Raw genomic sequence first — 26,077 nt, 5'->3', positions numbered from 1 at the left:
GGCGGAGCTTCCAGGGCGCGACGCCCCCGCCGGGCACCGCTTGGCGGACGCGGTTCGCAACCTCGAGGAAGGGTCGAGGCTCCTTGCCGAGGTCCAGCGCAACGACTCCTAGGCACTTCCAGCGCAACGCCTCCTAGGCACTGGATGTCGGGAGACATCGTGGCGTGGCCGCCGGGCGGGCGTGCGAGCGGCGGAAGAGCTCGACGTCGACCGACGACGAGCCGCGGCCGCGGTTGGCCGATCGGCACGACGGCGGGCGGGCGCCCGCCCGCCTCGGCTTCCGGATGCTGCGCGTCGATCGGGACGCGTTCGCCGCGGCCGAGGGCTGCCCGGACGGGATCGTCCTCGACGGGGTCGCGCTGCGCGACCGCGTGTGGCTGTCGCTGGATCTGCGACGGGGCTCCCGTCAGGCGAACAGCTCCGCCGCCGCGGCCACGACGTCGTCGTGGGGCACGTCGCGGACGTGCTCGGCGATGTTCCAGCGGTGCCCGAAGGGATCTTCGACTCGACCGTGCTTGTCGCCCCAGAACACCTCACCCAGCGGCTGGAGGACCTCGGCCCCCGCGGCGACCGCTTGCGCGAAGGCGGCCTCGGCGTCGGGCACGTCGAGCGCCAGCACGACCGGCGTGCCGCCGATCGACGGCGGCGCGAGCACTCCCATCTCGGGGAACTCGTCGGCCAGGTGCAGCTCGCTGTCGCCGACGCGCAACCGCACCGACATGAGTCGCCCGTCGGGCGTCGGGATCCGCTCGAGCTCCAGCGCGCCGAACGCGTCCGCGTAGAAGGCCGCTGCGCGCTCGGCGTCCTGGACGACGATGTGTGCCGTGATGTGCATGACCTGAACCTAGATCCAGCGCCCGCGACGGTCTTGCACGTTGTTGCACCGCCTAGCATCAAACGCGTGGCCGATGACCAGGTCCGCATGTGGCGTCCGAGCGACGACGCCCGCGTCGTGCTGATGGCCGGACGCACCACCCGCTACGCGATCGAACCACGCGGCGAGTACGTGTTCGGCATCGTCGGCGACCAGCCGATGCGCTCGCGACGCCTCCGCGAACGCCGCACCGTCCAGCCCGGTGAGCTCGTCGCGTGGGACCCGTCCGCCGAGCACGCCGGCTCCGCCATCGACGGCCGTGCCTGGTCCTCACGGCTGATGGTCGTCGAGGTCGCGGGCCTCCGCGCGATCGCAGGGGACGAGGAGGCGGTGCTCACCGGCGACATCAGCTTCCCCGATCCGGTCGTCTCCGACCCCGCCCTTGCGCGCGCCTTCCTGGCCCTCCACCGCGCCCTGGAATCGCCCTCGACGCGGCTCGAGGGCGACGAGCGCCTCGCGGAGTGGCTCAGCGTGATGATGCAGCGATCCTCAACCCGCGCAAGACCGACGGGCGCGCGCACGCCGCACGACGACCGCGCGCTGCGGCTGGCATGCGACTACCTCGGTGAGCATCACGCCCGCAACGTCGGCCTCGACGAGCTCGCCACGGCCGCGGGCATCGGCAAGTTCCGGCTGATCCGCCTGTTCCGCGAGCGCACCGGCCTGCCACCCCACGCCCTGCACCTCGCCCACCGGATCCGCGCCGCCCGCCGCCTGCTCGAGCAGGGCCAGCCCATCGCTGACGTCGCCGCCAGCACCGGGTTCACCGATCAGAGCCACTTGCACCGCCACTTCCAGCGCAGCCTCGGACTCACCCCGGCCGCCTACCGGCGCCGCTTCCAGAAGCCGGCAGCCACACGAGCGCTGCGCCAGCGCTCCACCGAGATGGGCGGCGACGTCGCCGCGCGCCCGGGCCCACTCCCATGAGGGCGGCGCCCTGCGCCTAGGCTCCGGCGAGCGCGGCCTGCAGGAGCGCGGCGTTCTGGCGCTCGAGCTCCGTGGCCGGCCCGGTGCGCCAGCCTTCGGGATAGGCTCGGTCATCGGGTCGGGGAAGATGCACGACGACCGTCACGCATGCCCCGAAGCGGGTCGTGGTCGTCGGTCTGCGGGAGCAGGATGCGCTGCTGGCGCTCGGGGTCGTGCCGGTCGGCACCAGCGAGTGGCACGGCGATCATCCGGGCGCGATCTTCCCGTGGGCCAAGAAGGCGCTGGGCAACGCGCCGCTGCCGACGAAGCTGAACGTCACCGACGGCATCGAGTTCGAGAAGGTCGCCGCGCCGCGGCCCGACCTGATCATCGCGGTGTACTCCGGGCTCACCAAGTAGGACTACACCAAGCTCTCCAAGCTCGCGCCGACGCTCGCGCACCCGTCGACCTCGACGGCGGACGCCGCCTGAGCCCGGCTCACCCGCCGGCGCGCGACCACACGACCGGGAACGCCGGATCGTCCAGCGGCGCGCCGGCGGGCAGCGCCACGTCGTCGAACGGCGGCGAGGTCCGGTGCGGGCGCGGCGCCCAGGTGACGTCGTCGCCCGTGAACCGGACCGAGAACGCGCGGCGGCGCGCCGGTGAGCCCGCCGCCGCGTGCAGGGTCAACATGTTGAACGCGACCGCGTCGCCGGGCTGCATCGCCCAGCCCTTGATCGGGAAGGCGGCGCGGTCGGCGTCGACGTCGGGGACCTCCTCCAGCGCGCCGTCGTCGAAGACCATCGCGCTCTTCTTGACGAACGAGCGCGGCATGTACCACTTGCCCCCGTGCGAGCCGGCGACGAACTCGAGCGTGCTCGGCCGCGCGACCGGGTCCAGCGGGATCCAGAACGAGACCGTCTGCAAGCCGTCGATGCAGTAGTATGGCTGATCCTGGTGCCACGGACTGCGGTCCAGCGTCCCGGGCTCCTTGACCAGCAGGTGGTCGTGGAACAGCCGGACCTCGCGCGACCCCATCAGCTCGCCCGCGACCCGACCCAGCGCCGAGCCGCGGATCACGTCCTCGTACTCGCCGATCCGCTGCCAGTTGCGGAAGTCCTCGACGAACGCGCCCGGCCTGCCCGGCTCGGTCGCGTTCATCCCGAGCGGGCTCAGCGCCGCGAGGTTGCGCTCGACGCCCCGGACGAGCGTGCCGACCTCGTCGTCGCTGAGCACCCCACGCAGGATGACCGCGCCGTCACGGCCGAAGGCGTCGACCTCGGCATCGGTCAGGTCGAACGGAGACGGCACGGCGGCATCGACCGGCAACGAGCTCATGACCGGGACTCTCCCCCGCGCGCCGGCCGCGTGTCAACCGTCCGCGCCCGGCGCGCTGACCTTGAACCGCACGGTCTGCTCGGGCGTCGCGTCCAGCGCCACGAAGTGCGTGTGCAGGTGCGCGACCGAGCCGCCGTTGTAGCGCATGTCGCCGGAGCGCTCGACCGTCGCGGTGGCCAGCGGCGCCAATCGCTCCCGCAGCCGGCGCTTGATCGCCCACAGCTCGGCGCCCGCCGCGTCGGGCAGCTCGTCGAAGGACGTCACGTGCGCGTGCGGCACGATCAGGTAGTGCCCGACGGTCCCCGCGTAGGGGAAGTCGTTGCGCGTGACGTACCAATGCTCGCCGCGCCACTCGATCGGCTGGCGATGGTGGGACGCCACGTGCTCGGGGCAGAAGACGCAGATCCGCGCGGCCTCCAGCTCCGCCATGTACGCGCGCTGCTCGGCGGAGCGGGCGGCGTCCAGGTAGTACAACAAGCCGAGTTCGTCAGGCGCGTCGCTCATAGCGCCTGATCGTGAACGAGAACCCGTTCTCGGTGACGGCCGACCCGGCCGCGGCCTCGCGCCAGGCGGTGGTGTCCAGCACCGGGAAGAACGTGTCGCCCTCCACCTCGGCGTCGACCTCGGTGGCCCAGACCTCGTCGGCGAGCGGCAGCGCCTCCTCGTACGTCGCGCCGCCGCCGATGACGAAGCAGTCGCCCTCGCACGCGGCCAGCGCCGCCGCCAACGACCCGAAGACCTCGGTCCCCGCAGCGACGAACGACCCGTCGCGCGACAGCACGAGGTTGCGCCGCCCCGGCAGCGGCCGGAACCGCTCCGGGATCGACTCATAGGTCTTGCGCCCCATGAGCACGGTGCCGCCGGTCGTCAGCTCGCGGAAGTGCTGCATGTCGCTCGGCAGGTGCCACGGCAGCCCGCCGTCGCGGCCGATCACGCCGTTGCGCGCGTAGGCGACCACGAGCGCGACCGTCACGTCAACACCGGGATGCCCCGGATCGCGGGGTGCGGGTCGTAGTCCTCCAACGCGAAGTGCTCGGCCCGGAAGTCGTGGATGTCGGTGATCCGCCGACCCGCCTCGGTCAGCTTCAGCGTCGGCAGGGCCCGCGGCGCGCGCGCCAGCAGCTCGTCCACGTGCTCCAGTTGGTTCTCGTAGATGTGCGCGTACTGGATCCAGTGCACGTACTCGACGAGCTCGTAGCCCGTGAGCTGCTCGATCATCAGCCCCAGCGCCGTGTACTGCGCCATGTTGGACGGGACCCCGATCGGCGTGTCGCCCGAGCGCTGGTTGTGGACCAGGTGCAGCTTGTCGCCGAACACGAGCGCGTGGATCCACCCGTGGCACGGCGCGATCGTGTTGCGCGACTTGACCCCGGCCTCGCGGTGGTTGGCGTTCGGGATCCACGGGCTCATCACGGCCGTGCGGTCCAGCGGCAGGTCCTTCAGCTTCTTGATCAGGTGCGGGAGCTGGTCGAACCCTGGATCGTCGGGCGAATCGAGATCCGTCGTGAAGTTCCGGAACGCGTGCCCGTAGGAGCCCGGCCCCAGATCGCCCGGCGCCAGGCCGCGCGAGCGCGTCTTCTCCGGCGTCGCCCACGCGTCCCACCAGTCGCAGCCGAACGCCGCCAGCTCGTCCAGCGTCCGGGCGCCGTTGATGAACGCGCACAGCTCGCCGATCGCCTTGCCGGCGAAGCCGCGGATCGACCGCTCCGTGATGACGGCCGCGCCGTGCGCCATCGGGAAGCGCATCTGGACCCCGGCGACGGCCAGCGCGCCCTCGCCTTGCTTGGTCTCCACCCGCACGCCGTCGTCGCGGATCGTGCGCAGGAGGTCCTGGTAGGCGGTGGAGGGGCGGCGCTCGGCGTAAGGGAGGTAGTTCGGCATGCGGGGATCGGAGATGGTGAGGTGCTCGTCGGACGGACCGGCGCTCCATGCGCGCGGGAACGCTCCGGCCCCGAACGAATCCGCCTGCCGCGCCGATATCGTTACGCCCATGGCCGTGACCAGCGGCGTCCTGAGCCCGGGCGTCAACTTCGCCGACCGCCTCGTCCCCTCGCTGGAGGAGATGACGCGGACCGTGTCCCACCTTCGGGGTCTGGGATACAGCATCGTGCTCACGTCGGGCTCGTTCGACCTGATCCACCTCGGCCACGTCAAGTACCTCGCGCGCGCGAAGGAGCTCGGCGACATCCTGGTCGTCGGCGTCGACTCCGACGCCAAGATCCGCCGCCGCAAGGGCGAGGACCGGCCGATGGTGCCCGAGGACGAGCGGCTGGAGCTGCTCGCCCACCAGCGCCCGGTCGACCTGATCTACCTCAAGCAGGACGAGGACCCGTCGTGGGGCCTGATCAAGGCCGTCGAGCCGGACGTCCTGGTGCTCACCGCCGACCACTCCTACACGCCCGAGGAGCTCGAGCGGCTGACCGGGACCGTCGGCGAGATCCAGGTCATCGAGCGCCAGGCGGCGGTCACGACCTCCGAGCGCATCCGCCAGATGTACATGAACCTGGGCGACAAGCTCGGCCCCAAGCTCGCGCAGGTCCTCCCGGGCCTGATCGACGAGACGCTGCGGCGGGGCTAGATGCGCGAGGTCGTCCTCGCCTACGTCCCCGTCCTGCACGAGGGCTACCGGCGGTTCCTCGAGCGCCACGGGGCCGGCCGGCGCGTCTTCGTGCTCGGGCGCGACCTGTACGCCGACTACCGCCCGCTGGCCAAGGACGTCCGGGCGCTGGACCCCGCGGACGCCGCCGCCGCGCTGGCCTCCTGGGGCGTCGCGGGATCGGTCGCGGTCCTCGACGAGCTGGGCGCCGCGCGGCTGGCCGAGGAGGCGCCGGCGCTGATCCTGCCGGCCGAGGACGTCAGCTACCGCGTCGTCGAGCGCTGGTTCCCGCGCGCGGCGGTCCGCTACGACCCGGTCTTCCTGCGCTGGGACAAGACCAAGACCGTGCAGATGCTGGACCCGCGCCCGGAGCGTGTCGTCAGCGAGGACGAGGTCTTCGCCGAGCTCGCGGGCGCGGCCGAGGACGCGGCCGCCCGGAGCATCGACTGGTGGCGCCAGGTCGGCGCCGCGCTGCGCTTCGCCGACGGGACGGTGCGGGCGGCGACCAACGAGCACCATCCGCACGCGCTGGCGCCCTATGCCGCGGGCGACCCGCGCTCGAACTTCACCCAGGGCGTCGAGTTGGAGCTCTCGACCGCCACGCACGCCGAGGCCGCGCTGATCGCGCGGGCGGCGCGCGAGGGCCACGCGACCGCCGGCGGCGAGATCTACGTCACCGACTTCCCCTGTCCCCCGTGCGCGAAGCTGATCGCCAACGCCGGGATCGCGCGCGTGTACTACCGGCGCGGCTACGCGGTGCTCGACGGCCGCGACGTGCTCGAGGCGGCGGGCGTCGAGATCGTCTGCGTGGTCAGCGCGCAACCCGTCTGACGTTTGGCGCACCGGAGACGGTGCTAGAAGGGCTGTATGTCCCGCCGCGTCCTCGCCGTCCTGGCCGCCTGCTGCGTCGCCGCGCTGAGCGTCACCGCGGTCGCGTTCGCGCACGGCGGCGGCAGCAGCGGAGACAAGCCCGCGGCGCACGCCAAGCACCACACCGGCCTGCCGGCGAGCTTCCTGACCCGCGGCCCGCTCGCCGCGTCGGTCACCTCGCTGGCCCAGCGCCTGGGCGTCGACCCGAGGGCCCTGCGGACCGCGATCCGGGCGGTCGTCAAGGAGCAGCTGGCCGAGCAGCGCAAGGCCCCGCGGAAGGCCAAGCCGGACCTGACCGCCTTGAAGGCCGACCTGGCCACGTCGCTGGCGGCGAAGCTCGGCAAGACCCCGGACGAGGTGCTCGCCGCGGTTCGCGCCGAGCTCGACGCCCGCCTGACCCAGGCCGTCCAGGCCGGCTGGCTGACGCAGAAGGGCCACGACCTCGCGCTGGCCTGCTTCGACGTCCCGGCGTCGTGCGACGTGAAGGCCTTGAAGGGCGAGGTCCGGGTGCACGGCCACAAGCCCGAGAGCGACACGTCGACGGGCGGCGGCAGCGGCGGCCGGATGACGCCCGGCGGCCGGTCGACGAGCACGCCGCTGCGCTAGCCGCGGCCCTACAGCCGGTGGGCGTCGAGCGCCTGGTTGACCAGCGCGTCGGCGCCGGCGTTCCGCGCGCGCGGCACCGAGCGGATCGACCAGGCGTCGAACGCCTGCAGCGCCGACAGCGCCTCGGCGTGCAAGGCCTTCATGACGGGATGCTTGACCTTGTACTGGCCGTTGACCTGCTTGGCGACGAGCTCGGAGTCGTTGACGACCTCGACCGAGGTCGCGCCGAGCGCGCGGGCGCGCTCCAGGCCCAGCAGCAGGCCGCGGTACTCCGCGACGTTGTTGGTGGTCTCGCCCAGGAACGCCGTGGCCTCGTCGACGACCGCGCCGCTCGACGCGTCCGTCAGGACCGCCGCCGCGGCCGCCGGCCCCGGGTTGCCGCGCGCGCCGCCGTCGACGTGGACGACGACCTTCACCCGGCTTGCGAGCGCTCTGCGCGAGGCATGCCGCAGTCACTCCGGGTCGAGCTGCGGGAACTCGCCGGGAACGCGCGCGCGGCGCCGGTCGCGCACCTCACGGCGGTGCTCGCCGTTGTCGCCCGGAAGGTCGCGCCGCTCGGACTTGCGGCGGTCGATGATGACCTCGACGGCGGGATCGTCGGCGTAGTACGACTTCATGCGGTCGTACAGCTCCGGCGCGAGTTCCTCTGGGACGACGCAGTAGATCATCGAGTAGCCGTTCCGAACCCTAGGCCAGCGACGCGGCCGGGTGCAAACGCCCGCCGTCGTCGGCGGCGGCGTTCGGGGTCTGGTCGATCGTGTCGAGCTCGGAGAGCTCCGAGCCCTGAGCGGTCACGCGCACGCCGGCGGCCTCGTTGCCGAGGTCCACCTCGAAGCGGTACCAGGACAGCTCCCACGCGACGACGATCGTCACGACGCTGCCCTCGGTCCGCGACGGGCGCGCGCTGACGATCGGCGCGCCGAGCGACCTGGCGACGCCGGCGACGGTCCGGACCTGCGGGGACTGGTTGAACAGCTCCATCGCGCGCACGACCTTGAGGTCGGCGTTGGTCGGCACGCCGTGCACGGAGCGCGACTCGTAGAGCGTGTGGTCGAGTGGCTCGCCCGCGGCGGCCACGGGCGCCGGCTCGGGCTCGTAGCGCTGCACCGGCTCGGGCTCGGGCTCGTACTCCAGCTCGGCGGGCTCCGGCGGCAGCGGCGCGTACTCGTCGTCGTTGGGCAGCCGCTCGACGCGCCCGCCGGACCGCGCGTAGGGCAGCTCCTCGGGCGCGAGCTCGCGCTGGCCGGTCGCCGGCTCGCGCCGGGAGCGCAGGCGCGAGAGCAGCGAGCCCCCGCGCCGGCCGCGGCCGTCGCGACCGCGGGCCACGACGTCGTCGAGCCCTTCGCGGATCCAGCCCTCGTGCACGGCGCGGCCGGTGCACAGCTCGCAGACGTTGCGGCGCTGGCCGCCGGCGATGAAGACGTCGGCGTTCTCGCCGCGCAGGAGCGTGCGGCCGCACACGTCGCAGGTGACGACGGCGGGGTTGGTCGTGATCGACTTGCGGGTCAAGTCGTCGCCGAGGGTAGCAACGTGACCCCTCCCGCACCCGATCTGGAAGGCAGCCGAAGCGCTTCTTGCAGGAACGCGGTGCGCTGTTGCGCCAGGGGGCGAGACGGCGCACGCGCCGTCCCGCCCGGCGCAGGCCTAGGCCCGGACCGCCTCCTCGTCGCTGGTCGCCGCGGCCACCACCTTGGCCGCGAGGTGGCCCGGGACCTCCTCGTAGCGCACGAACTCCATCGTGTAGTCGCCCTGCCCGCCGGTCAGCGACCGCAGGTCGGGCGCGTAGGTGAGCATCTCGGCCATCGGCACCTCGGCCTTGACCTCGGTCATGCCGACCGCCGACGGCTCCATTCCCTGGGGCCGGCCGCGCCGCGAGTTGAGGTCGCCGATGACGTCGCCCACCGAGTCCTCGGGCACGCTCAGCGTCACGACCATGATCGGCTCGAGCAGGACGGCCCCCGCCTCCTCCATCGCCAGCTTCATGGCGATCGAGCCGGCGGTCTTGAACGCCTGCTCGGAGGAGTCGACCGTGTGGTAGCTGCCGTCGAACAGCGTCACCCGCACGCCCTTGAGCGGGAAGCCGGCGACCGGCCCGTGGGCCATCGCGTCCGCGACGCCCTTCTGGACCGCCGGGATGAATCCCTGCGGGATCACGCCGCCCTTGATGGCGTTGACGAACTCAAAGCCGTCTGGGTGGGTGGGGTCGGTGGCCGTGATCGGCTCGATCGTGATGTGGCAGTCGCCGAACTGCCCGCGCCCGCCGGTCTGCTTCTTGTGGCGCCCGTGCGCCTTGGCCGGCCTGCGGATCGACTCCTGGTACGGGACGCGCGGCGGCTTGAGCGCGACCTCCACGCCGAAGCGCGACTTCAGCCGGTCGACGACGACCTCGACGTGCATCTGCGACAGGCCCGCGACGATCTCCTCACCGGTCTGCGGGTCGCGGTGCAGGTCGATCGTCGGATCCTCCTCCTGCAGCCGCCGCAGCGCGCTGAAGACCTTCTCCTCGTCGCCCTTGGTCTTCGGCTCGATCGCGAACGCCATCACCGGCGCCGGCAGCTTGATCGCCGGCATCGTGATCGCCTCGTCGCGGTCGGCCAGCCAGTCGCCCGCGCGTGTCTCCTTCAACTTGGCCACGGCGCCGATGTCGCCGGGCCCGAACTCGTCGACCGGCTCGGAGTCCTTGCCGCTGAAGCGGATCAGCTGCCCGATGCGCTCCTTGCCGTGCGCACGGGTGTTGAGCACGTGCGAGTCGTGCGCCATCACGCCCTGGTAGACCCGGAACAGGTTGATGCGCCCGGCGAACGTGTCGGCCCGCGTCTTGAAGACGTAGGCGAACAGCGGCTTGTCCTCGGACGGCTCCAGCGCCACGTGATCGGTGACCTCCATCACGCCGTGCTTGACCGGCGAGGGCAGGTCCTCGACGATCGCGTCCAGCAGGCGGTTGGTGCCGAGGTTGCGTGTCGCGACGCCGCACACGACCGGGAAGATCCCGCCGTGGTTGGTGCCCTCCTTCAGGGCGGCGACGATCTCGGCGTGGGAGATCTCGTCGCCTTCGAGGTAGCGCTCCATCAGCGTGTCGCTGACCTCAGCGACCTCGTCCATCAGTTTCTCGCGGTACTCCTCGGCGACCGGGAGCACGTCGTCGGGGATCGGGATCTCGCGGCAGCTGTCGCGGCCGGCGTCCTCCGAGTACTCATAGGCCTTCATGTCGACGAGGTCGACGACGCCCCGAACCTCGTGCTCGGCCCCGATCGGGATCTCGACGGCCACCGCGTGCGGCCCGAACGCGCCCTTCAGGGACTCCAGCGCGCGGTAGAAGTCGGCGCGCTCGCGGTCGAGCATGTTCACGTACACCATGCGCGCGAGGTCGAGCTCCGACGCGCGCTCCCACAGCCGCAGCGTCGACACCTCCACGCCCATGACCGCGTTGACGACGAACACGGCCGACTCGCTGACGCGTAGCGCGCCCAGCGCGTCGGCGACGAAGCTCGGCTCCCCCGGCGTGTCGAGCAGGTTGATGCGCCGGTCCTGCCACTCGAACGAGTTGAGCGCGGCGCCGATGGACATCCCGCGCGTCTGCTCGTCGGGCTCGGCGTCGCTGAGCGATGTGCCGTCCGCGACGCTGCCCAGGCGGTTCGTCGCTCCCGCCTGGAAGAGCAGTGCCTCGAACAGCGAGGTCTTCCCACTGCCGCGGTGACCCACGAGGGCCACGTTGCGGATGCGGTCCGCAGCCTTGTGCATGCCCAGGCTCCTTTCCTCGGGACCGCATGGCAGGCACGCGGCCTGATGTGTGGAATGAGCGCGACCCTAGCGGCAATGCGCACAAGGCCGCAAGGCCGAAGTCCCCACGGCCGCGCGAAGGAGCCGCTGGCGAGCTCGCGCCTGGTGGAGCGAGCCGCTAGGCGACCTTCACTCTGTCTCGATGAGGCGGCTGCGAAGGCGCAGGACGGCCTTCGTGTGCAGCTGCGAGATGCGTGACTCGGTGACCCCGAGGACCTCGCCGATCTCGCGCAGCGTCAGGTTCTCGTAGTAGTAGAGCGCCACGACGAGCTTCTCGCGCTCGGGCAGACGGGCGATCGCGTCGGCCACGCGGTCCTTGAGGTCCGTCTGGTCCATGACCGCGGCCGGGTCCGGCGCGTTCTCGTCGGTCAGGGTGTCCAGCAGCGAGACGGCGTCGCCTGAGGAGTCGCCGACCGTCCACAGCTCGTCGAGCGCGGCGACCGTCGAGTTGGAGATCTGCAGCAGCGACTCCTGGAAGTCGTCGACGCTGACGCCGAGCTCGCGCGCCATCTCCTCGTCGGTCGGCGCCCGCTGGAGCTGGTGCTCGAGCTTGGTGTTGGCCTTCTCGATCTCCCTCGCCTTGGCGCGGACGGAGCGCGGCACCCAGTCCAGGGAGCGCAGCTCGTCGATGATCGCGCCCTTGATGCGGGTGATCGCGTAGGTCTCGAACTTGATCTCGCGCTCGAGGTCGAACCGCTCGATCGCGCTGATCAGGCCGACGAGGCCGTAGGAGATGAGGTCGGCCTCCTCGACGTGGGCGGGCAGGCCCGACGCCATCCGGCCGGCCACGTACTTGACCAGCGGCGAGTACGCGACGACCAGCCGTTCGCGGGCATGCGTGTCGCCGGTCGCCTTGTAGCGGCGCCAGAGGTCCCGAAGCTCGATCGCCTTGACGTTGGTCTCCATCCCTGTTCCCCGTCCCTCACGCCCGCGGGTGCGCACGGGCATACGCGGACTTGAGCCTGGCGGACTCTACCCGAGTGTAGATCTGCGTCGTGGAGATGCTGCTGTGACCGAGCATCTCCTGGATCGCGCGAAGGTCCGCGCCGCCGTCCAGCAGGTGGGTGGCGAACGAGTGGCGCAGCGCGTGCGGGTTGGCTCCGCCCTGCAGCGCGGCGCGCCGGGACCAGACGCGCAGGCGCCGGCGGACGTCGCTGGTCGACAGGCGCTTGCCGGACTTGGACAGGAACAACGCGGCTTCGGCCCGATCAGTCTCCAACGCGGGGCGCGCGCGTTCCACGTACCGCGTCAGCGCGCGGACGGCGGCCTCGCCGACGGGCACGATCCGGGTCTTGCCGCCCTTGCCCTCGACGCGGACCTCCTCGGCGTCGAAGTCCATCGAGGGCGTGTCGAGGTTCACGAGCTCCTCCGCGCGCAGGCCGCACGCGTAGGCCAGCTCGAAGAGCGCGCGGTCGCGGACGTCCAGCGGCGTCGTCTGCGGGATGCGGTCCAGCAGCGCGGCGACCTCGTCGGCCTTCAGGACGCGCGGCAGCTTGGACGGCTTCTTGGGCGCCGGGACCAGGTCGGCCGGGTTGGCCGGCACGAGGCCGTGCTCGCGCATCGTCCGGTACAGCGCGCGCAGCGCGGCGAGCTTGCGGGCCACGGTGGCCGGGACGACGTCGCGCTCGCCCAGCGCGGCGGCGTAGCGGCGCAGGACGCGCGTCGTCACGGCGGTCGGCTCGTAGCCGCCCAGCGTCGCCCACAGGGCGAACTGCGAGCAGTCGAAGCCGTACGCCCGCCGCGTGCGCGTGGCGGCGCCGCGACGCAGGAGATCGGCGTCGAACAGGCGCAGCGCCTCGGTCCAGGCGGGACTGAGCGGCGACCTATCCTCAGACACCGTGGGCCTCTTCTTCATCGACACCAACGACGGTCGGATCGCGACGCATCAGCAGCTCATGGACGCGGGCATCTCGCCGCGCGACGACCTGCCGCCCCGCCCCTGGCATCGGATGCGGGGTGACGGCGACGCGTCGACCATGTGGTACGCGGCGATGCGGAAGCAGACGCACGGGATCTTCATCGGCACGCTCGTCTTTCGCCACTCCGACCACCATGCCTCCCTCCTGGCCCAAGGCTGGGAGGAGGTCGGGATGGATCAGATCCGCGAAGTCGACCTGCAAGCCAGCTAGGCGATGAAGATCGGCGCGCCGACCGGGACCCGCGGGTAAAGGTCCTCGACGTCGTCGATGCGCATCCGTACGCAGCCGTGCGAGGCGGCGTGCCCGATCGAGCCGTACTCGGAGGGGTCGACGCCGTGGATCCCGGCGCCGGCGAAGATGCCGAGCCAGCGGGCCTTGAGCGGGTTCTCCGCGGTGCCGCCCGGCACGACCTTGCCCTGCTGGTCCTTGGGCACCCAGTCCGAGTAGGGCTTGGTCCAGGCGGGGTCGACCGCCTTGTTCTGGATGTGGTACAGCCCGGCGGGCGTGTCGAGGCCGACGGCGCCGATGGCGACCGAGTAGCTCTTGACCGCCTTGAGGTTCTTGAAGACCGTGAGCTTGAACGCCTCGCGGTTGACGACGAGCGTCGTCGCGTTCTGGTTGACGATGTCGTCGGTCGAGACCTTCGGCTTGACGTGCGCGGTCGTCGCGCTGAACCTGCGCTCGGCCTGCGGCGAGACGAGCGCGGCCTTGATCTTGCGGTGCAGCGCCGTGGCGTCCACGGCCAGGCCCTCGTGCGACGGCGTCGTCTGCGGGCCGCCGACGGTGAACTTGATCGTCGCGTTCATCGACGGGCGGTTGACCGACTTGCGCACGCGGTCGAGCATGCGGACGATCGCCGCGTCGGAGTAGGTGACCTCGGGCTGGATCTTCGCGTCGAGCTGCTCGCCCGTCACGCCGCGCCAGGTCCGCTTGACGATGTTGCCCTCGCGGCTGCGCTCCAGCGCGTCCTCGACCGTCGCGTCGAGGTTCGTCGCCACCTTCGCCTCGCGCGCGCTCAGGCTCCAGCGCTGGTTGCCGTGGTCGACGGTGACCGTCTGGTTGAGCGGATCGAGGATCTCGCGCCGCAGCTTGGCCTCGGCCGCGTCGCGCTTCATCCCGCTCACGTCCACCCCGCCGATCGTCACGCCCTTGCCGATCTTGTCCTCCTGGCCGTGGTCGTAGATGACGACCGCGGCAGCAGCGGCGACAAGGGCCGCCAGGAAGGCGGTCACGGCGATGACGAGGCGAGTGGGCAACGGTGAGGAGAACGGAGGAACCGAAGGAGGCGTCCAGGGTAGACGCTCCTCCGGCGACTCGAAACCCCTGCAAGCGGTGCTTCCCCTCGTGGGGTGTCAGCGCGCGGACGCTTCGGAGGCGTCGAGGAGCCGGTCGATCCCGCTGAGCACCGTCGTGCGGTTCGCGTTGGCGACCTCGTGATCGCGCAGCTTCTGCAGGTCTTCCTGGGTCAGCGACGGCAGGACGGAGAGGATCTCGCGCGCCGGAAGCGAGGCGTACGGCGTGTCCGCCGGGGCCGGCACGTCGGCCGCGCCGACCTGCTGCGCGGTCGCCAACCTGGCGCTTGGCGAACCCGCCTCGTGCGCCAACTTCGGCTGAGCGCCCCCGAGGCGGGATCGCGGAGCGCTGTTGGCCGGCGCGATCGCCGGCCGCGCGTTGGCCTTGTGCACGCTCGGGCTGAAGCGCAGGAACTCCTCGACGGCCGACTCGTAGCGGTAGCTCGAGCCGGTCGCGCCGCGCAGGATCGGCTCCAGCCGCTGCTGCTCGCGCAGCTTCAGGACGGCCTCGCGGGTCGTGTGCTGGTAGACGAAGCCGGTCGCCTTGTAGCGGCGGTTGTCCAGCGCCCGGCCGAAGCGCAGCTGGGGCAGCATCTCGGCCTGGATCGGCACGCCGGCGCGGCGGGCCACCGATGTCGCCAGGCCCGTGCCCCACGGCGGCAGGATCGGCAGCATGGCCTTGCCGAGCAGGTCGACGACCTCGCTGAGGACCAGGACGCCGTCGGCCGCGCAGTTGAACGTGCCGTCGAGGTCGTAGGCGACCGCGTGCTCGAGGCAGTTGGCCATGTCGTCCTCGTGGATGAACTGCACGCGCGGGTCGAAGCCGAGGATCGTCGGGATCGCCGGCAGCGCCAGGAACGTCTGCCACGACGTCTTCAGGTCCGGGCCCAGCGCGTTGGCGAAGCGCAGGACGGTGACGGTCGTGTCCGGGTTCTTGTGGCGGAAGTCGCGGACGTTGGCCTCGGCCTCGGCGATGTCTCGCTCGATCGGCGTGCGCGGCGGGTGCGGGCGGCGCATGTCCTCGGTGAAAAACGCCGGGTCGTCCTGCTCGGCGCCGTAGTAGCGGGCCGAGGACTTGAACACCAGCTTGCGCACGGGGGATGCGGACCCACCCACCCCGCCGGCCGCGGCGAGGACGTTCATCGTGCCGATGACGTTGTTCTCGTGCGCGCGGGCGCGCGACGTGACGATCGAGTCGACGACCAGGCGCGTGTCGACGATCGTGTCGATCTCGGCGGCGTCGACGATCCGGCGGATGAGCGAGTGCGCGTCGGACACCTGCACGAACTCCGTGCGCTCCAACGCGAGCTTCGGCGGCGTGCGGTCGATCCCGATGACCGTCTCGATCTCCGGGTTGCGCTCCAGCGCCTGCGCGAGGCGGCCGCCCCAGTAGGTCGACAGGCCCGTGATGAGGATGCGGCGCGACGCGGTCATCCGAACCACACCGACTTGCGCTTGGCGACCATGTCGAGCAGCTCGTCCTGGATCGTCGCGCGGATGTCGTGCGCGATCGTCTGCACCAGCGCCTGGTCCTCCCACGGCTCGTCGCCGAGGTCGTCGGTCGGGACCGGCGCCAGGAAGCGGATCTTGAACTTCGCGGGCAGGTAGCCGAGCACGCCGAAGAGCCCGAAGTGCGGGAAGGTCGGCGTGATCGGGAAGTAGATGAGGCCGGTCAGCTTCTGCAGCGCGCCGAGCTGCGCGAAGACCGGCATCGCCTCCTCGGCGCCGACCAGCGCGATCGGGACGATCGGCGCGCGGGCGCGCATCGCGGCCTCGACGAAGCCGCCGCGGCCGAAGCGCCGCAGGCGGTAGCGGTCCTTGTAGAGCTTCTCGGTCCCCTTGCGGCCCTCCGGGAAGACCAGGACCAGCTGCTGCTCGTCGGCCAGCAGGCGGTGCACGTTGGCTGGGTGCGCGGGCACGCCGCCGATCTTCGGGAGCAGCATGCTCAGCCCGGGATAGCCCTTGAAGAAATGCTCAACCGTGAGGTGCAATGGGCGCGGCTGCGCATGCTCCTCCTTGATCGCCTTGGCGATCATCGGCGCGTCGGGCGGCAGCGCGCCGGAGTGGTTGGAGACGAGCAGGGCGCCGCCCTCGGCCGGCACGTGCTCGATGCCCTCGACCTCGCAGCGGAACCACAGGTTGTAGTAGAAGTCGACGAGCGTCCGGTCGAAGAAGCCCTCGACGCGCTCGCTGCGGCCCCAGTCGGTGACCTGCCGGTCGGCCTCGATCGGGGCGAGGTACCGGCGCAGGTCGGGCTCGTCGCGCGTGGCGACGTCAGCGCCGCCGGCGCCGCTGCGGGCCGCGTCGTCGACCAGCGCGAGCCGGTCGTCCTCGTCGACGCCCGCGGCCTCGCGGTCGCCCTGGCGAAGGGTGCTGCGGGTCTCGTCGGCCATCCGCCCCGGAGTCTCCCAGGCGGCGCGTCGCGAAGCGACGGTGCCTAGGCCATTGTGTGCTTGGCCAACACGATCGGCGCCAGCTTGGCGGCCAGCGTGGGCCAATCGGTGGCGCAGACGACGTCCTCGGTCTCGCAGACGTCCTGGTTCCAGGGGTGCTCGATCGTGGCGACCGCGATGCCGGCGTCAAGCGCGCGCTGGATGTTCGTCGGGCTGTCGTCGATCAGGAGGTCGATCCGGATCGCCTCGCACCGGGCGACCTTGTCGTAGGAGCAGTAGAGCTCGTCGAAGCGCAGGCCGATGGCGTCCAGCCACTCGGCGGTCGCGGCGTGCGACGTGGTCGCGCGGTGGCTGGTGACGTGGATGAAGTGGCCGGCGGCGGCCCACGCGTTGACGGCCTCGACGGCGCCCGGGTAGGGGCGGCCCGCGCGGATCGTCTTGTCGCAGTGGGTCTCGTCGATGCAGCACTTCAGCTGCTCGGGCTTGAGGCGGGTGATGCCCCAGTCGAACTGATCCTCGTAGGGCAGGTCGATGCCGAAGCGGCGGTGGGCGGCGTCCGACAGGACGTCCCAGTAGTGGTGGAGCGTGGAATCGATGTCGATGGCGATGCGCATGGTTGACCCGCGCGACCGCTCCCCTGTCGGCCCGCGCCACTTATCGTAGGGCCATGGCCAGCGTTTTGAATGCCGACCGCGACACCGTCGCGGTCGAGCTGTACGGACCGGTGGGTCGGAGCGCCTGGCTGGACGTCGACTGGCGCGCGCATCAGCGCTGGGTGAACGTCGCGGGGCGCCCGATCAACGTCATCGACATCGGTCCGGGGGCAGACGCCGGACCCGCCCAGGGGACGATCGTCTTCATCCACGGGCTCAGCGGCTCGTGGCCGAACTGGCTGGAGAACCTGCCGTTCTTCGCGGCGGCGGGCTACCGCTGCATCGCGATGGACCTGCCCGGCTTCGGGGCCTCGCCGATGCCGGCGGAGACGTTCACGATCTCCCGCTGCGCGGCGTGGGTGGACGAGCTGCTGCGCGTCTTGGGCGTGACGCGCGCGATCGTGATCGGCAACTCGATGGGCGGCTTCATCGGGCTGGAGCTGGCGATCGCGTTCTCGACCACGGTCGAGCGGCTGGTGCTCGTCAGCGCGGCCGGGCTGACGGTCGAGTCCCAGCGCGGGCTGTTCCGGGCGGTCAAGCCGCTGTCGCGCGCGCTGGGGATGGGGACGGCGTGGCTGGCCTCGCAGTCCGACGAGCTGGCGCGGCGGCCGCGATCACGCAAGGCCATGATGAAGATCGTCACCGCGCACGGCGACCGGCTCCCGGCGGCGCTCGTGGCCGAGCAGCTGCGCGGCTCCGGCAAGCCGGGGTTCGTCGACGCGTTCGACGCGCTGACCGACTACCCGATCCGCGAGCGGCTGCCCGAGATCGCGGCGCCGACGCTCGTGGTCTGGGGCGAGGACGACCCGCTCGTGCCGGTCCGCGACGCGTGGATGTTCGGCGAGCTGATCCCGGACGCGCGGGTCGTGGTGTACGAGGACACGGGGCACGTGGCGATGTTCGAGCGCCCGGCGGCGTTCAACGCGCTGGTCGAGGCGTTCCTGCGCGAGTAGGACGGTCCGCCGGTGAGTTCGGCGCCCGGCGCGGGGCATAGGTGCATGAGCGCTGTTGGCCGCATCCACCTGGTGCTGGTCCCGTCGACCGACCACGACCGCTCGATCGCGTTCTACGCGGCGCTGGGCTTCGAGCAGCGCGCGGACTTCCTGTTCGGCGACGGGGCGCGGTGGGTCGAGCTGTTCCCGCCGGACGGGGTGTGCGGGATCGCGCTGTCGGGCGTCGCCGAGGCCAGCGCCGTCGGGGTCGACACGGGGCTGATCGTGACGGCCGGCGACCTCGGCGCGCTGCACGCGTCGCTGCGCGCCGCGGGCGCCGACGTCGACGCGGTCGTCGCGCGGCCCGGCGGCGACGTCGCGATCCGCGTGGGCTCGGCCGACGTCGTCGGGCCGACGCCCGCGATGTTCGGGCTGCGCGACCCGGACGGCAACGCGCTGCTGGTCATCCAACCGTGACGGCGCCCTCGCTCGCGCTCGACACCAGCCGTGCGTACTTGGCCAGGACGCCGGTCGCGTCCGGGCTGACCGGGGGCGCGTAGGCCGCGACGCGAAGGGCGATCTCGGCGGCGTCGAGGGCGACGTCGATGACCTTGTCGTCCACGTCGATCGTGACGACGTCGCCGTCGCGGACCGCGGCGATCGGGCCGCCGCGCGCGGCCTCGGGCGCGACGTGGCCGCCCATGAAGCCGTGCGTCGCGCCGGAGAAGCGGCCGTCGGTGAGCAGCGCGACGTCCTCCCCCAGCCCGGCGCCGTTGAGCGCGGCGGTGACGGCGAGCATCTCGCGCATGCCGGGCCCGCCGGCAGGGCCCTCGTTGCGGATGACGACCACGTCGCCCTTGGCGATGGTGTTGGTCATGACCGCCGCCATCGCGGCCTCCTCGCCGTCGAAGACGCGCGCCGGGCCCTGGTGGTAGCGGCGCTCGTGGCCGGCGAGCTTGACGACGCAGCCCTCCGGCGCGAGGTTCCCGCGCAGGATCGCGAGGCCGCCGGTGGGCTTGATCGGGTCGTCGAGCGGCTTGACGACCGGCTGGCCCGGGGTCTCGGTCGCGGCGTCGGCGATCTCCCCCACGGTCTGGCCGGTGACGGTGATCGCGTCGCGGTGCAGGCGCCCCATGGCGCTGAGGCGCGCCATCACGAGCGGCACGCCGCCGGCCGCGAAGAGGTCCACGGCGTTGTAGGCGCCGCCCGGCTTGAGGTCGCACAGCAGCGGCGTGGCGGTGGAGATCGCGTCGAACTCGTCGATGCTGAGCGCGATCCCCGCCTCCTTGGCGACGGCCAGCAGGTGCAGGACGGCGTTGGTCGAGCCGCCGGAGGTCGCGACCGCGGCGATCGCGTTCTCCAACGCGGGCTTGGTGATGATCTGGCGGGCGGTGACGCCGCGGCGCAGAACGTCGACCACGAGCCGGCCGGCCTCGAACGCGACCTCGCGCTTGGCCTTGTGCTCGGCCGGGACCATCGCGCTGCCGGCCGGGCTGATGCCCAGCACCTCGAAGGCCATGGCCATGGTATTGGCCGTGAACTGGCCGCCGCAGGCGCCGGCGCCCGGGCTCGCGACGCCCTCGAGCTCGTTCAGCTGGGCGTCCGTCATGCGGCCCGACGCGTGCGCGCCGACGGCCTCGAAGACGTCCATGATCGTGACGTCGCGGCCCTCGAACGTGCCGGGGCGGATCGAGCCGCCGTAGACCATGACGCTCGGCAGGTCCAGGCGCGCGAGCGCCATCACGGTCCCGGGGATCGTCTTGTCGCAGCCGCTCAGGGCGATGACGGCGTCGAAGAGGTGGCCGCGGGCGACGAGCTCGATCGAGTCGGCGATCACCTCGCGGGAGACGAGGCTCGTCTTCATCCCCGAGGTGCCCATCGTGATGCCGTCGGAGATGGCGATGGTGTTGAGCTCCATCGGCGTCGCGCCCGCCGCGCGGATCCCGTCCTTGACGTGCTTGGCCAGCGCGCGCAGGTGGAAGTTGCACGGCATCGTCTCGATCCACGTGTTCGCGACGCCGACGATCGGCTTGGCGAGGTCCTCGTCGGAGTAGCCGATGCCCTTGAGGTAGGCGCGCGCGGCGGCCCGCTGCGGGCCGTCGGTGAGGGCCCGGGACTTGTGCTTGAGGTCGAAGTCGGTCGTGGCGCTCATGAGCCCGACCCTACCCGCGGGGCGGCGGGTTCTCGCCCGCTCGCCGCGCCGCGGCGGCTAGGGCGCGGGGGTGCGCTGCTCGCGCGCCAGGCGGCGCAGGCGGGACTGCTCCCACTGCGTCAGGCGCCACAGGTCGCGGCGGACCTGCTTGGGGTCGATCTGGCGCCCGGGCAGGTGCATGTTGGCCTGGGAGACGAGGTGGCGCTCGTCGCCAGTCAAGGCCATCCACTTGGCCAGCGCGTCGTCGGAGTCCGGCAGGCGCGCCGAGCCGTAGGGGCGCGTCTCGTCCGGGAAGGCCACGCAGTACTCGGCCAGCAGCTCGCGGGTCTGCGGCAGGTAGGCGACGACCGGCTTGTGCGGGTAGATGATGTAGGCGTACGGCGCACCGGCGCGCGTGGCCTGCGTCCCGCCCTGCTCGGGGCCGGACGCGAGCGCGCCCCAGACCCGGATGAAGCCGAGCTCGCGGTACATCTCCCACTCCTCGTCGTTGACGCAGGAGCGCAGCAGCTGGCGGGCGCGCTGCTCGGCGCGGCGCTCGCGGCCGGGGTCGTAGACGTCGACCGGGACGAGCGCGCGGCGTGCCTTGTGGCGCCGGTAGGTCTCCACGACGCGGGGTGCCGCGACCTCCCACAGCAGGGCCACGATGACGATGAGGGTGGCGCTGAGGGCGAGGACCATGGCTGCGTCGGGTCGGGTCGGGCTACCGTCCGCCGGCGGCGCGCGGGAAGAAGATCACGCGATCGGCGTCGCGCGGGATGTCGCCGAAGGCCTTGACCATCTGGGCCTCGCGGCGGCCGGCCTCGGAGGTGGTCGGGACGGCGGCCCACATACCCTCGTCGAGCTGGCGCCGGAACTCGTCCAGGAGCAGCTGCTCCTCGGCGGCGACCTCGACGTCACCCTCGGCCAGGAGGACCTCGCCATGACCAGGCTTCATGCGCAGGAACCTCACCGGCCGGATTATGGCAAAGGGACGGCGCCCGGGAGCGGCGCTGAGCGACGTTGCACGGTCTCCGTGGCAGGGTTTGGGCGCTTTGGCGCTCTTGCGAGGCCTTTGGCCGCGGCTAGGCCGGGGCGGCCGCGCCGAGCCGACCGGCGTTCGGCACCGCGTGGACGTCGCCGTAGCCGACGCCGAGGACGTTGACCGGGCCGGCGCCGGCGCCGAGGTCGCGGAGGCCGTAGCGGACCGCCGCGGCGGCGATCGCGCGCGCGGCGCGGGCGGATTCCAGCAGCGTGAAGCCCAGCGCGAGGTGCGCGGCGAGGGCCGAGGAGTGCGTGCAGCCGGAGCCGTGCGCGGCGCCGTCGGGGTGGCGCGCGCCTGGGATCTCGTGGATCGCGTCGTCGCCGGCGGTGAGCAGGACGTCGGTCGCCTCCGCGCGGTGGCCGCCGGTGACGACCACGTTGTTCGCCCCGGCGGAGTGGACAGCGCGGGCGAGGTCGGCGCCGTCGAGGCCGGCCGCGCCGTGGCCCGCCAGCGCGCGGGCCTCGGGGACGTTGGGCGTGACGACGGTCGCGCGCGGGAGCAGCAGCTCGACCAGGGCGCGCTCGGCGTCCTCGGGCAGGAGGCGGGCGCCGGACTCGGCGATCATCACCGGGTCGAGGACGACCGGCGTGCTCCGCGGCAGCGCGTCCAGGGCGCCCGCGACCGCCTCGATGACCCGCGCGCCGCCGACCATGCCGATCTTCACGGCGGCGACCGTGAAGTCCGACGCGACCGCCTCGATCTGGGCGACGACCATGTCGGGGGCGACCGCGGCGACCCGCGTCACCGCGACCGTGTTCTGCGCCGTGATCGCCGTGATGGCCGTCGTGCCGTGCACGCCGCAGCGGGCGAAGGCCTTCAGATCGGCCTGGATGCCGGCGCCGCCGCCGGAGTCCGAGCCGGCGATCGACAGGCAGACGGGCACGTGCGGCGGGGGCGGCTCGGTCATCGCGAGCGATGCTAGCCGCGCGTCGGGCGGGCCAGCGGTCTGCGCGGCCGGCGAGCGCTCGACGGCCGGCGACGCGGTTGGTAGGTTCGGCGCGAGGCCTCTGCAGACGACGCGTTCCCAGATGGCCGCCGGCATGGTGCGCTAGCCGCCCGCCGCGGCTCCATATCCCTCGCATCGCCCCGGCGCGCGCGACGCGCCCGGCCCGTCGTTCTCCCTTTCGAGCCGAAAGGCCTCAACCAGTGGATCTCCACGCCCCTTCCGACGCGCTCGCGTTGGATCAGCAGCTTCAGCAGTACGTGCGGACGGTCGCGACGCGCGACCGCGACGCCGAACGCGTCGGCCCGTTCACGGCGACGTTCGACCCGCACTCGACCAACCCGTACCTCAACTACGCGTTCCCCGACGACGGCGCCCGGCCGACGACGGAGGACGTCGCGGCGCTCGCCGCCGTCTACCGGGCGCGCGATCGCGTGCCGCGCCTGGAGTTCCTCCCGGCGGTCGCGCCCAAGGTCGAGGCGGCGTTGGCCGCCGGCGGCTTCGCGGAGGAAGGCCGCCTGGTCGTGATGACGTGCGCGGTCGGCGACGCCGTCGCCCTCGCGCCGCCGCAGGGCATCGCGATCGAGGCGCCGATCACCGACGACGACCTCCGCGGGATGCGCGTCGCGCAGCACTCGGCCTTCGGCGTCGAGGAGCCCGAGGTCGACGCCGACGAGGTCGGCCGCCAGCGCGCGTCGATGGCCGCCGGCACCCTGCTGGCCCTGGCCCGCGACACGACGACCGGCTCGGTGGTCGGCGGCGGCGTCGCGACGGTCCCGGCCGGCGGCGTGACCGAGATCGCCGGCATCGGCGTGCTGGCGTCGCACCGCAACCGCGGCATCGCCGGCGCGATCACGGCGCACCTGACCCACGCCGCGCTCGCCGGCGGCCAGACGACCGTCTGGCTGACCCCGGGCCGCGACGACGCCCACCGCGTCTACGCCCGCGCGGGCTTCCGCGACACGAGCACGATGTTGCACATGTCGATCCCGGTGGCGTAGCGGGCCGTGGCGTAGCGGGCGCCCCGGCGGGTCGCGCCGCCGCCTCCTGGAGGCGGCGGCGCGGTCGGTCACGTGACGGTGCGCGTGGTGCGCACGATGCGGCCGGCGGGGGCGCGGCGGATGAGGCCGAGCAGCTCGAGCTCCATGAGGCCGGCGCGGACGGTGGCGGCGCCGGCGGGGTCGGGCGCGAGGGCGGTGACGGTGTCGCCGCCGTCCTCGACGGCCGCGAGCAAGGCCATCAACTCGCGCGTCAGGCTCGGCGGCGGCGGGACCGCCTGGTCGGCCGCCGCCGCGCGGGCGACCGTGGCGGCCTCGACGCCCAGCACGAGGTCGAGCGCGTCGTGGGCGTCGCGGACCAGGATCGCGCCGTCGCGCAGCAGCGCGTTGGCGCCCTTCGAGCGCCAGCTGTTGACCGGGCCCGGGACGGCGGCGACGTCGCGGCCGAGGTCGAGGGCCAGGTCGGCGGTGATCAGCGACCCTGAGCGCTCGGCGGCCTCGACGACGATCGTCGCCGGCGCGAGCCCCGCGATGATCCGGTTGCGCGCAGGGAAGTTCCAGCGGAACGCGCGGAAGCCGGGCGGCAGCTCGGACACGATCGCGCCGCCGCCGTCGAGGATCGCGTCGTACAGCCGCCGCTTGCTCGCGGGGTACGGCACGTCGGCGCCGCCGGCCAGCACGGCGACCGTCGGCCCGCCGACCTCCAGCGCGCCGGCGTGCGCCGCGCTGTCGATCCCGAGCGCCATCCCGGAGACGACCGTCACGCCCGCCGAGGCCAGCCCGCGCCCGAGCCCGCGCGCGATCTCCAGGCCTTCGGGCGACGCCTTGCGCGTCCCGACGATCGCGACCGCCGGCGGCTGCGGCGCGCCGCGCCCGTCGCCGACGAGCCGTGCCAGCCGCGACCGGCCGTCCTCCCCCGCGCGCACGTACAGCGCAGCCGGCGCCGAGCGGTCGTCGGTCAGCCGCTCGGGGTAGTCGTCGGTGTGGCGGCAGAGCACGTCGAGGTCGGCGTCGGCCGCGGCGACGAGCAGGTCGAACGCGCTGCGGGCGGCCAGCCGCTGGCGCAGGCTCGCGACGTCCTCCGCGCTCCCGCCCACCGCCTTCATCAGGTCCCGATCGGAGAGGGCCAGGACGTCGCGGATCGGCCGGCGCCGGCTGTGCGCGACCTCGATGCCGCCCGCGACGAGCGCGAGCAGCCGCGAGCGCCGCAGACAGGCCGCGCACGCCGTCGTCGCCACGGTCGCGGCGCTCACGCCGCCTCCTCGTCGCCGAAGTCCGACAGGTCCTGGCGCAGCCCCAATGCCTCGAGCAGGTGCGCGGACGTGACCGACGCATGGTCGTCGAGGTCGGCGATCGTCCGCGCGACGCGCAGCACGCGGTCATGGCCGCGCGGGCTCAGCGCGCCGCGGTCGTAGGCCCGCCGCAGGATCGCGGACCCCGCCGCGTCGAGCACGACGTGGCGCCGCACGAGCGCCGCGTCCAACTGCGCGTTGCACGGCACGCCGGTCCCGGCCAGACGGACGCCCTGGCGCTCGCGCGCCGCGACCACGCGCTCGCGCTCGGTCGCCGACGTGCAGACCGGCCCGGCGGCGAAGTCGGCCGGCGTCGGGCGCTGCACGTCGACGAGCAGGTCCATGCGGTCGAGCAGCGGACCGCTGAGCCGGCGGCGGTAGCGCGCGACGTCGTTCTCGCCGCACCGGCAGCGCGGCGTCCCGGCGAAGCCGCACGGGCACGGGTTGGTCGAGGCCACCAACATGAACCGGGCCGGGAACACCGCATGGCGCTGGCTGCGCACGATCGCCACGCGCCCGTCCTCCAGCGGTTGGCGCATCGCCTCCAGCGTCGAGCGGCGGAACTCCGGCAGCTCGTCCAAGAACAGGACGCCGTGGTGGGCGAGCGTCGCCTCGCCCGGCGTCGGGACCCCGCCGCCACCGACGAGCCCGGACGCCGAGATCGTGTGGTGCGGCGACCGGAATGGCCGCTCGCAGACCAGGCCCGCGCACGGCCGCAGCCCGGCGACGCCGGCGATCCGCGTCACCTCGATCGCCTCGGCGCGCGTGAGCGGCGGGAGGATCGACGGCAGGCGCTGGGCGAGCATCGTCTTGCCGGTGCCGGGCGGCCCGGCGAGCAGCAGGTTGTGGCCGCCCGCCGCCGCGATCGCCAGCGCGCGCAGCGGCGCGCTGTGGCCGCGGACGTCGGCGAGGTCGAGCGTCGACCCGGACGCGAGCGGTGGCAGCGGGTCGTCGGGCGGTGGCGCCGTGCCGGCGCTCTCGCCGCGCAGGATCTGCGCGACCTCGGCCAGCGTGGTCGCGCCGTGCACGCCGAGGTCGTCGACCAGCGCCGCCTCGCGGGCGTGCGGCGCGGGCAGCACCAGGCCGATCAGACCCGCGGCCACGGTGCCCTCGGCGACCGCGAGCACCCCGCGGCACGGCCGCAGCTCGCCGCCCAGGGCGAGCTCGCCGAACACGGCGACGCGCTCCAGCTCCTGGGCCGGGAGCTGCGCGCCCGCGGCCAGCACGCCGCACGCGATAGCCAGGTCGAAGCCCGGCCCCTCCTTGCGCAGCGACGCCGGCGCCAGGTTGACCGTGATGCGCCGCGCCGGGAACTCGAAGCCGGAGTTGAGGATCGCCGCCCGGACGCGCTCCCGCGCCTCGCGCACCGCGCGGTCGCCGAGCCCGACGATCAGGAAGTTCGGCAGGCCGGGCCGGACGTCGACCTCGACGGTGACGCGCCGGCTCTCGACGCCGTGGATCGCGAAGGTGGTGACGTGGGCCAACATGCCCGGCGACGCTACGGACGCGAGC

30 protein-coding genes are annotated in these 26,077 nt (G+C 72.9%); 9 read left to right on the top strand and 21 right to left on the bottom strand.

What is annotated here, in order from left to right:
• Positions 1-406: 406 nt before the first annotated feature.
• The gene (locus DSM104299_RS12530; protein WP_272477648.1) at positions 407-835 is read right to left on the bottom strand and encodes a VOC family protein; all 429 of its coding nucleotides are present in this window, start codon (positions 833-835) and stop codon (positions 407-409) included.
• A gap of 66 nt (positions 836-901) precedes the next feature.
• Here DSM104299_RS12530 and DSM104299_RS12525 point away from each other — a divergent pair, with 66 nt between their 5' ends.
• Positions 902-1,801 carry a helix-turn-helix domain-containing protein gene (locus DSM104299_RS12525; RefSeq protein WP_272477647.1) on the top strand — a complete coding sequence of 300 codons (900 nt, stop codon included), beginning with the start codon at positions 902-904 and terminating at the stop codon, positions 1,799-1,801.
• 164 nt (positions 1,802-1,965) lie between these two features.
• The gene (locus tag DSM104299_RS12520; protein WP_272477646.1) at positions 1,966-2,199 is read left to right on the top strand and encodes a TroA family protein; all 234 of its coding nucleotides are present in this window, start codon (positions 1,966-1,968) and stop codon (positions 2,197-2,199) included.
• Between the two features lie 79 nt (positions 2,200-2,278).
• Here DSM104299_RS12520 and DSM104299_RS12515 read toward each other — a convergent pair whose 3' ends face one another.
• The 4 genes from DSM104299_RS12515 to thyA are packed head-to-tail and all read right to left on the bottom strand — an operon-like array spanning position 2,279 to position 4,999.
• Entirely contained in the window at positions 2,279-3,118 is an 840-nt protein-coding gene (locus tag DSM104299_RS12515) for a phytanoyl-CoA dioxygenase family protein (protein WP_272477645.1), read from the bottom strand.
• Positions 3,119-3,151: 33 nt separating this feature from the next.
• Entirely contained in the window at positions 3,152-3,622 is a 471-nt protein-coding gene (locus tag DSM104299_RS12510; RefSeq protein WP_272477644.1) for an HIT family protein, read from the bottom strand.
• Positions 3,606-4,091 (bottom strand): dihydrofolate reductase, encoded by a 486-nt coding sequence (locus DSM104299_RS12505; protein ID WP_272477643.1) that lies wholly within the window; start codon positions 4,089-4,091, stop codon positions 3,606-3,608. Before DSM104299_RS12505 ends, DSM104299_RS12510 begins: the two co-directional genes overlap by 17 nt.
• The gene (gene thyA / locus DSM104299_RS12500; protein WP_272477642.1) at positions 4,088-4,999 is read right to left on the bottom strand and encodes a thymidylate synthase; all 912 of its coding nucleotides are present in this window, start codon (positions 4,997-4,999) and stop codon (positions 4,088-4,090) included. Before thyA ends, DSM104299_RS12505 begins: the two co-directional genes overlap by 4 nt.
• 109 nt (positions 5,000-5,108) lie before the next feature.
• On the opposite strand from thyA, the gene DSM104299_RS12495 reads away from it, so the two are divergent.
• From DSM104299_RS12495 to DSM104299_RS12485, 3 genes are read left to right on the top strand one after another with little or no spacing between them, the layout of a single operon-like run.
• Positions 5,109-5,696, top strand: coding sequence for an adenylyltransferase/cytidyltransferase family protein (locus DSM104299_RS12495; RefSeq protein ID WP_272477641.1), 588 nt, complete (start codon positions 5,109-5,111; stop codon positions 5,694-5,696).
• Positions 5,697-6,545, top strand: coding sequence for a deaminase (locus DSM104299_RS12490; RefSeq protein WP_272477640.1), 849 nt, complete (start codon positions 5,697-5,699; stop codon positions 6,543-6,545).
• 36 nt (positions 6,546-6,581) lie between these two features.
• On the top strand, positions 6,582-7,190 hold the full coding sequence (locus tag DSM104299_RS12485) for a hypothetical protein (RefSeq protein ID WP_272477639.1): 609 nt from the start codon (positions 6,582-6,584) through the stop codon (positions 7,188-7,190).
• A gap of 8 nt (positions 7,191-7,198) precedes the next feature.
• Here DSM104299_RS12485 and DSM104299_RS12480 read toward each other — a convergent pair whose 3' ends face one another.
• The 6 genes from DSM104299_RS12480 to DSM104299_RS12455 all read right to left on the bottom strand — a co-directional run bounded on the left by DSM104299_RS12480 (position 7,199) and on the right by DSM104299_RS12455 (position 12,807).
• Complete coding sequence (locus tag DSM104299_RS12480) at positions 7,199-7,606, bottom strand: ribonuclease HI family protein (protein WP_272477638.1); 408 nt, start codon at positions 7,604-7,606, stop codon at positions 7,199-7,201.
• A 36-nt stretch (positions 7,607-7,642) separates the two neighbouring features.
• Positions 7,643-7,858, bottom strand: coding sequence for a hypothetical protein (locus DSM104299_RS12475; RefSeq protein ID WP_272477637.1), 216 nt, complete (start codon positions 7,856-7,858; stop codon positions 7,643-7,645).
• Between the two features lie 19 nt (positions 7,859-7,877).
• On the bottom strand, positions 7,878-8,699 hold the full coding sequence (locus tag DSM104299_RS12470; RefSeq protein WP_272477636.1) for a hypothetical protein: 822 nt from the start codon (positions 8,697-8,699) through the stop codon (positions 7,878-7,880).
• Positions 8,700-8,834: 135 nt separating this feature from the next.
• Positions 8,835-10,931, bottom strand: a complete 2,097-nt coding sequence (gene fusA / locus DSM104299_RS12465) for an elongation factor G (RefSeq protein ID WP_272477635.1) — start codon at positions 10,929-10,931, stop codon at positions 8,835-8,837.
• Positions 10,932-11,099: 168 nt separating this feature from the next.
• The gene (whiG, locus tag DSM104299_RS12460) at positions 11,100-11,918 is read right to left on the bottom strand and encodes an RNA polymerase sigma factor WhiG (RefSeq protein ID WP_432419768.1); all 819 of its coding nucleotides are present in this window, start codon (positions 11,916-11,918) and stop codon (positions 11,100-11,102) included.
• The gene (locus DSM104299_RS12455; RefSeq protein ID WP_272477633.1) at positions 11,893-12,807 is read right to left on the bottom strand and encodes a tyrosine recombinase; all 915 of its coding nucleotides are present in this window, start codon (positions 12,805-12,807) and stop codon (positions 11,893-11,895) included. The genes whiG and DSM104299_RS12455 overlap by 26 nt, the downstream gene beginning before the upstream one ends.
• Before the next feature lies 1 nt (position 12,808).
• Here DSM104299_RS12455 and DSM104299_RS12450 point away from each other — a divergent pair, with 1 nt between their 5' ends.
• A complete protein-coding gene (locus tag DSM104299_RS12450; protein ID WP_272477632.1) occupies positions 12,809-13,099 on the top strand; it encodes a hypothetical protein in 291 nt (96 codons plus the stop codon).
• Here DSM104299_RS12450 and DSM104299_RS12445 read toward each other — a convergent pair.
• The 4 genes from DSM104299_RS12445 to DSM104299_RS12430 form a co-directional block, all read right to left on the bottom strand.
• Positions 13,096-14,145, bottom strand: a complete 1,050-nt coding sequence (locus DSM104299_RS12445) for a L,D-transpeptidase family protein (RefSeq protein ID WP_272477631.1) — start codon at positions 14,143-14,145, stop codon at positions 13,096-13,098. The genes DSM104299_RS12450 and DSM104299_RS12445 overlap by 4 nt on opposite strands.
• A 96-nt stretch (positions 14,146-14,241) precedes the next feature.
• Positions 14,242-15,615, bottom strand: coding sequence for an NAD-dependent epimerase/dehydratase family protein (locus DSM104299_RS12440; RefSeq protein ID WP_272477630.1), 1,374 nt, complete (start codon positions 15,613-15,615; stop codon positions 14,242-14,244).
• Positions 15,612-16,574 carry a lysophospholipid acyltransferase family protein gene (locus DSM104299_RS12435; RefSeq protein ID WP_272477629.1) on the bottom strand — a complete coding sequence of 321 codons (963 nt, stop codon included), beginning with the start codon at positions 16,572-16,574 and terminating at the stop codon, positions 15,612-15,614. Before DSM104299_RS12435 ends, DSM104299_RS12440 begins: the two co-directional genes overlap by 4 nt.
• 44 nt (positions 16,575-16,618) lie before the next feature.
• Positions 16,619-17,188 (bottom strand): 5' nucleotidase, NT5C type, encoded by a 570-nt coding sequence (locus DSM104299_RS12430; RefSeq protein ID WP_272477628.1) that lies wholly within the window; start codon positions 17,186-17,188, stop codon positions 16,619-16,621.
• A gap of 53 nt (positions 17,189-17,241) precedes the next feature.
• On the opposite strand from DSM104299_RS12430, the gene DSM104299_RS12425 reads away from it, so the two are divergent.
• Complete coding sequence (locus DSM104299_RS12425) at positions 17,242-18,180, top strand: alpha/beta fold hydrolase (protein ID WP_272477627.1); 939 nt, start codon at positions 17,242-17,244, stop codon at positions 18,178-18,180.
• A 45-nt stretch (positions 18,181-18,225) separates the two neighbouring features.
• Positions 18,226-18,636 carry a VOC family protein gene (locus tag DSM104299_RS12420; RefSeq protein WP_272477626.1) on the top strand — a complete coding sequence of 137 codons (411 nt, stop codon included), beginning with the start codon at positions 18,226-18,228 and terminating at the stop codon, positions 18,634-18,636.
• Here DSM104299_RS12420 and ilvD read toward each other — a convergent pair.
• The 4 genes from ilvD to thiD form a co-directional block, all read right to left on the bottom strand.
• Entirely contained in the window at positions 18,623-20,311 is a 1,689-nt protein-coding gene (gene ilvD / locus DSM104299_RS12415; protein WP_272477625.1) for a dihydroxy-acid dehydratase, read from the bottom strand. The genes DSM104299_RS12420 and ilvD overlap by 14 nt on opposite strands.
• 57 nt (positions 20,312-20,368) lie before the next feature.
• Positions 20,369-20,989, bottom strand: coding sequence for a hypothetical protein (locus tag DSM104299_RS12410; RefSeq protein ID WP_272477624.1), 621 nt, complete (start codon positions 20,987-20,989; stop codon positions 20,369-20,371).
• 22 nt (positions 20,990-21,011) lie between these two features.
• Positions 21,012-21,245, bottom strand: coding sequence for a hypothetical protein (locus DSM104299_RS12405; protein ID WP_272477623.1), 234 nt, complete (start codon positions 21,243-21,245; stop codon positions 21,012-21,014).
• 127 nt (positions 21,246-21,372) lie between these two features.
• Complete coding sequence (gene thiD / locus DSM104299_RS12400) at positions 21,373-22,239, bottom strand: bifunctional hydroxymethylpyrimidine kinase/phosphomethylpyrimidine kinase (protein WP_272477622.1); 867 nt, start codon at positions 22,237-22,239, stop codon at positions 21,373-21,375.
• A 239-nt stretch (positions 22,240-22,478) separates the two neighbouring features.
• Here thiD and DSM104299_RS12395 point away from each other — a divergent pair, with 239 nt between their 5' ends.
• Positions 22,479-23,276, top strand: coding sequence for a GNAT family N-acetyltransferase (locus DSM104299_RS12395; RefSeq protein ID WP_272477621.1), 798 nt, complete (start codon positions 22,479-22,481; stop codon positions 23,274-23,276).
• Between the two features lie 68 nt (positions 23,277-23,344).
• Here the strand turns inward: DSM104299_RS12395 and dprA are convergent, their stop codons facing one another.
• Positions 23,345-24,526, bottom strand: coding sequence for a DNA-processing protein DprA (gene dprA / locus DSM104299_RS12390; protein WP_272477620.1), 1,182 nt, complete (start codon positions 24,524-24,526; stop codon positions 23,345-23,347).
• Entirely contained in the window at positions 24,523-26,052 is a 1,530-nt protein-coding gene (locus DSM104299_RS12385) for a YifB family Mg chelatase-like AAA ATPase (protein ID WP_272477619.1), read from the bottom strand. The genes dprA and DSM104299_RS12385 overlap by 4 nt, the downstream gene beginning before the upstream one ends.
• Positions 26,053-26,077: the final 25 nt, after the last annotated feature.

Source organism: Baekduia alba (assembly GCF_028416635.1).
Lineage (GTDB): Bacteria > Actinomycetota > Thermoleophilia > Solirubrobacterales > Solirubrobacteraceae > Baekduia > Baekduia alba.
This window is presented reverse-complemented; position numbering and strand designations above follow the sequence as displayed.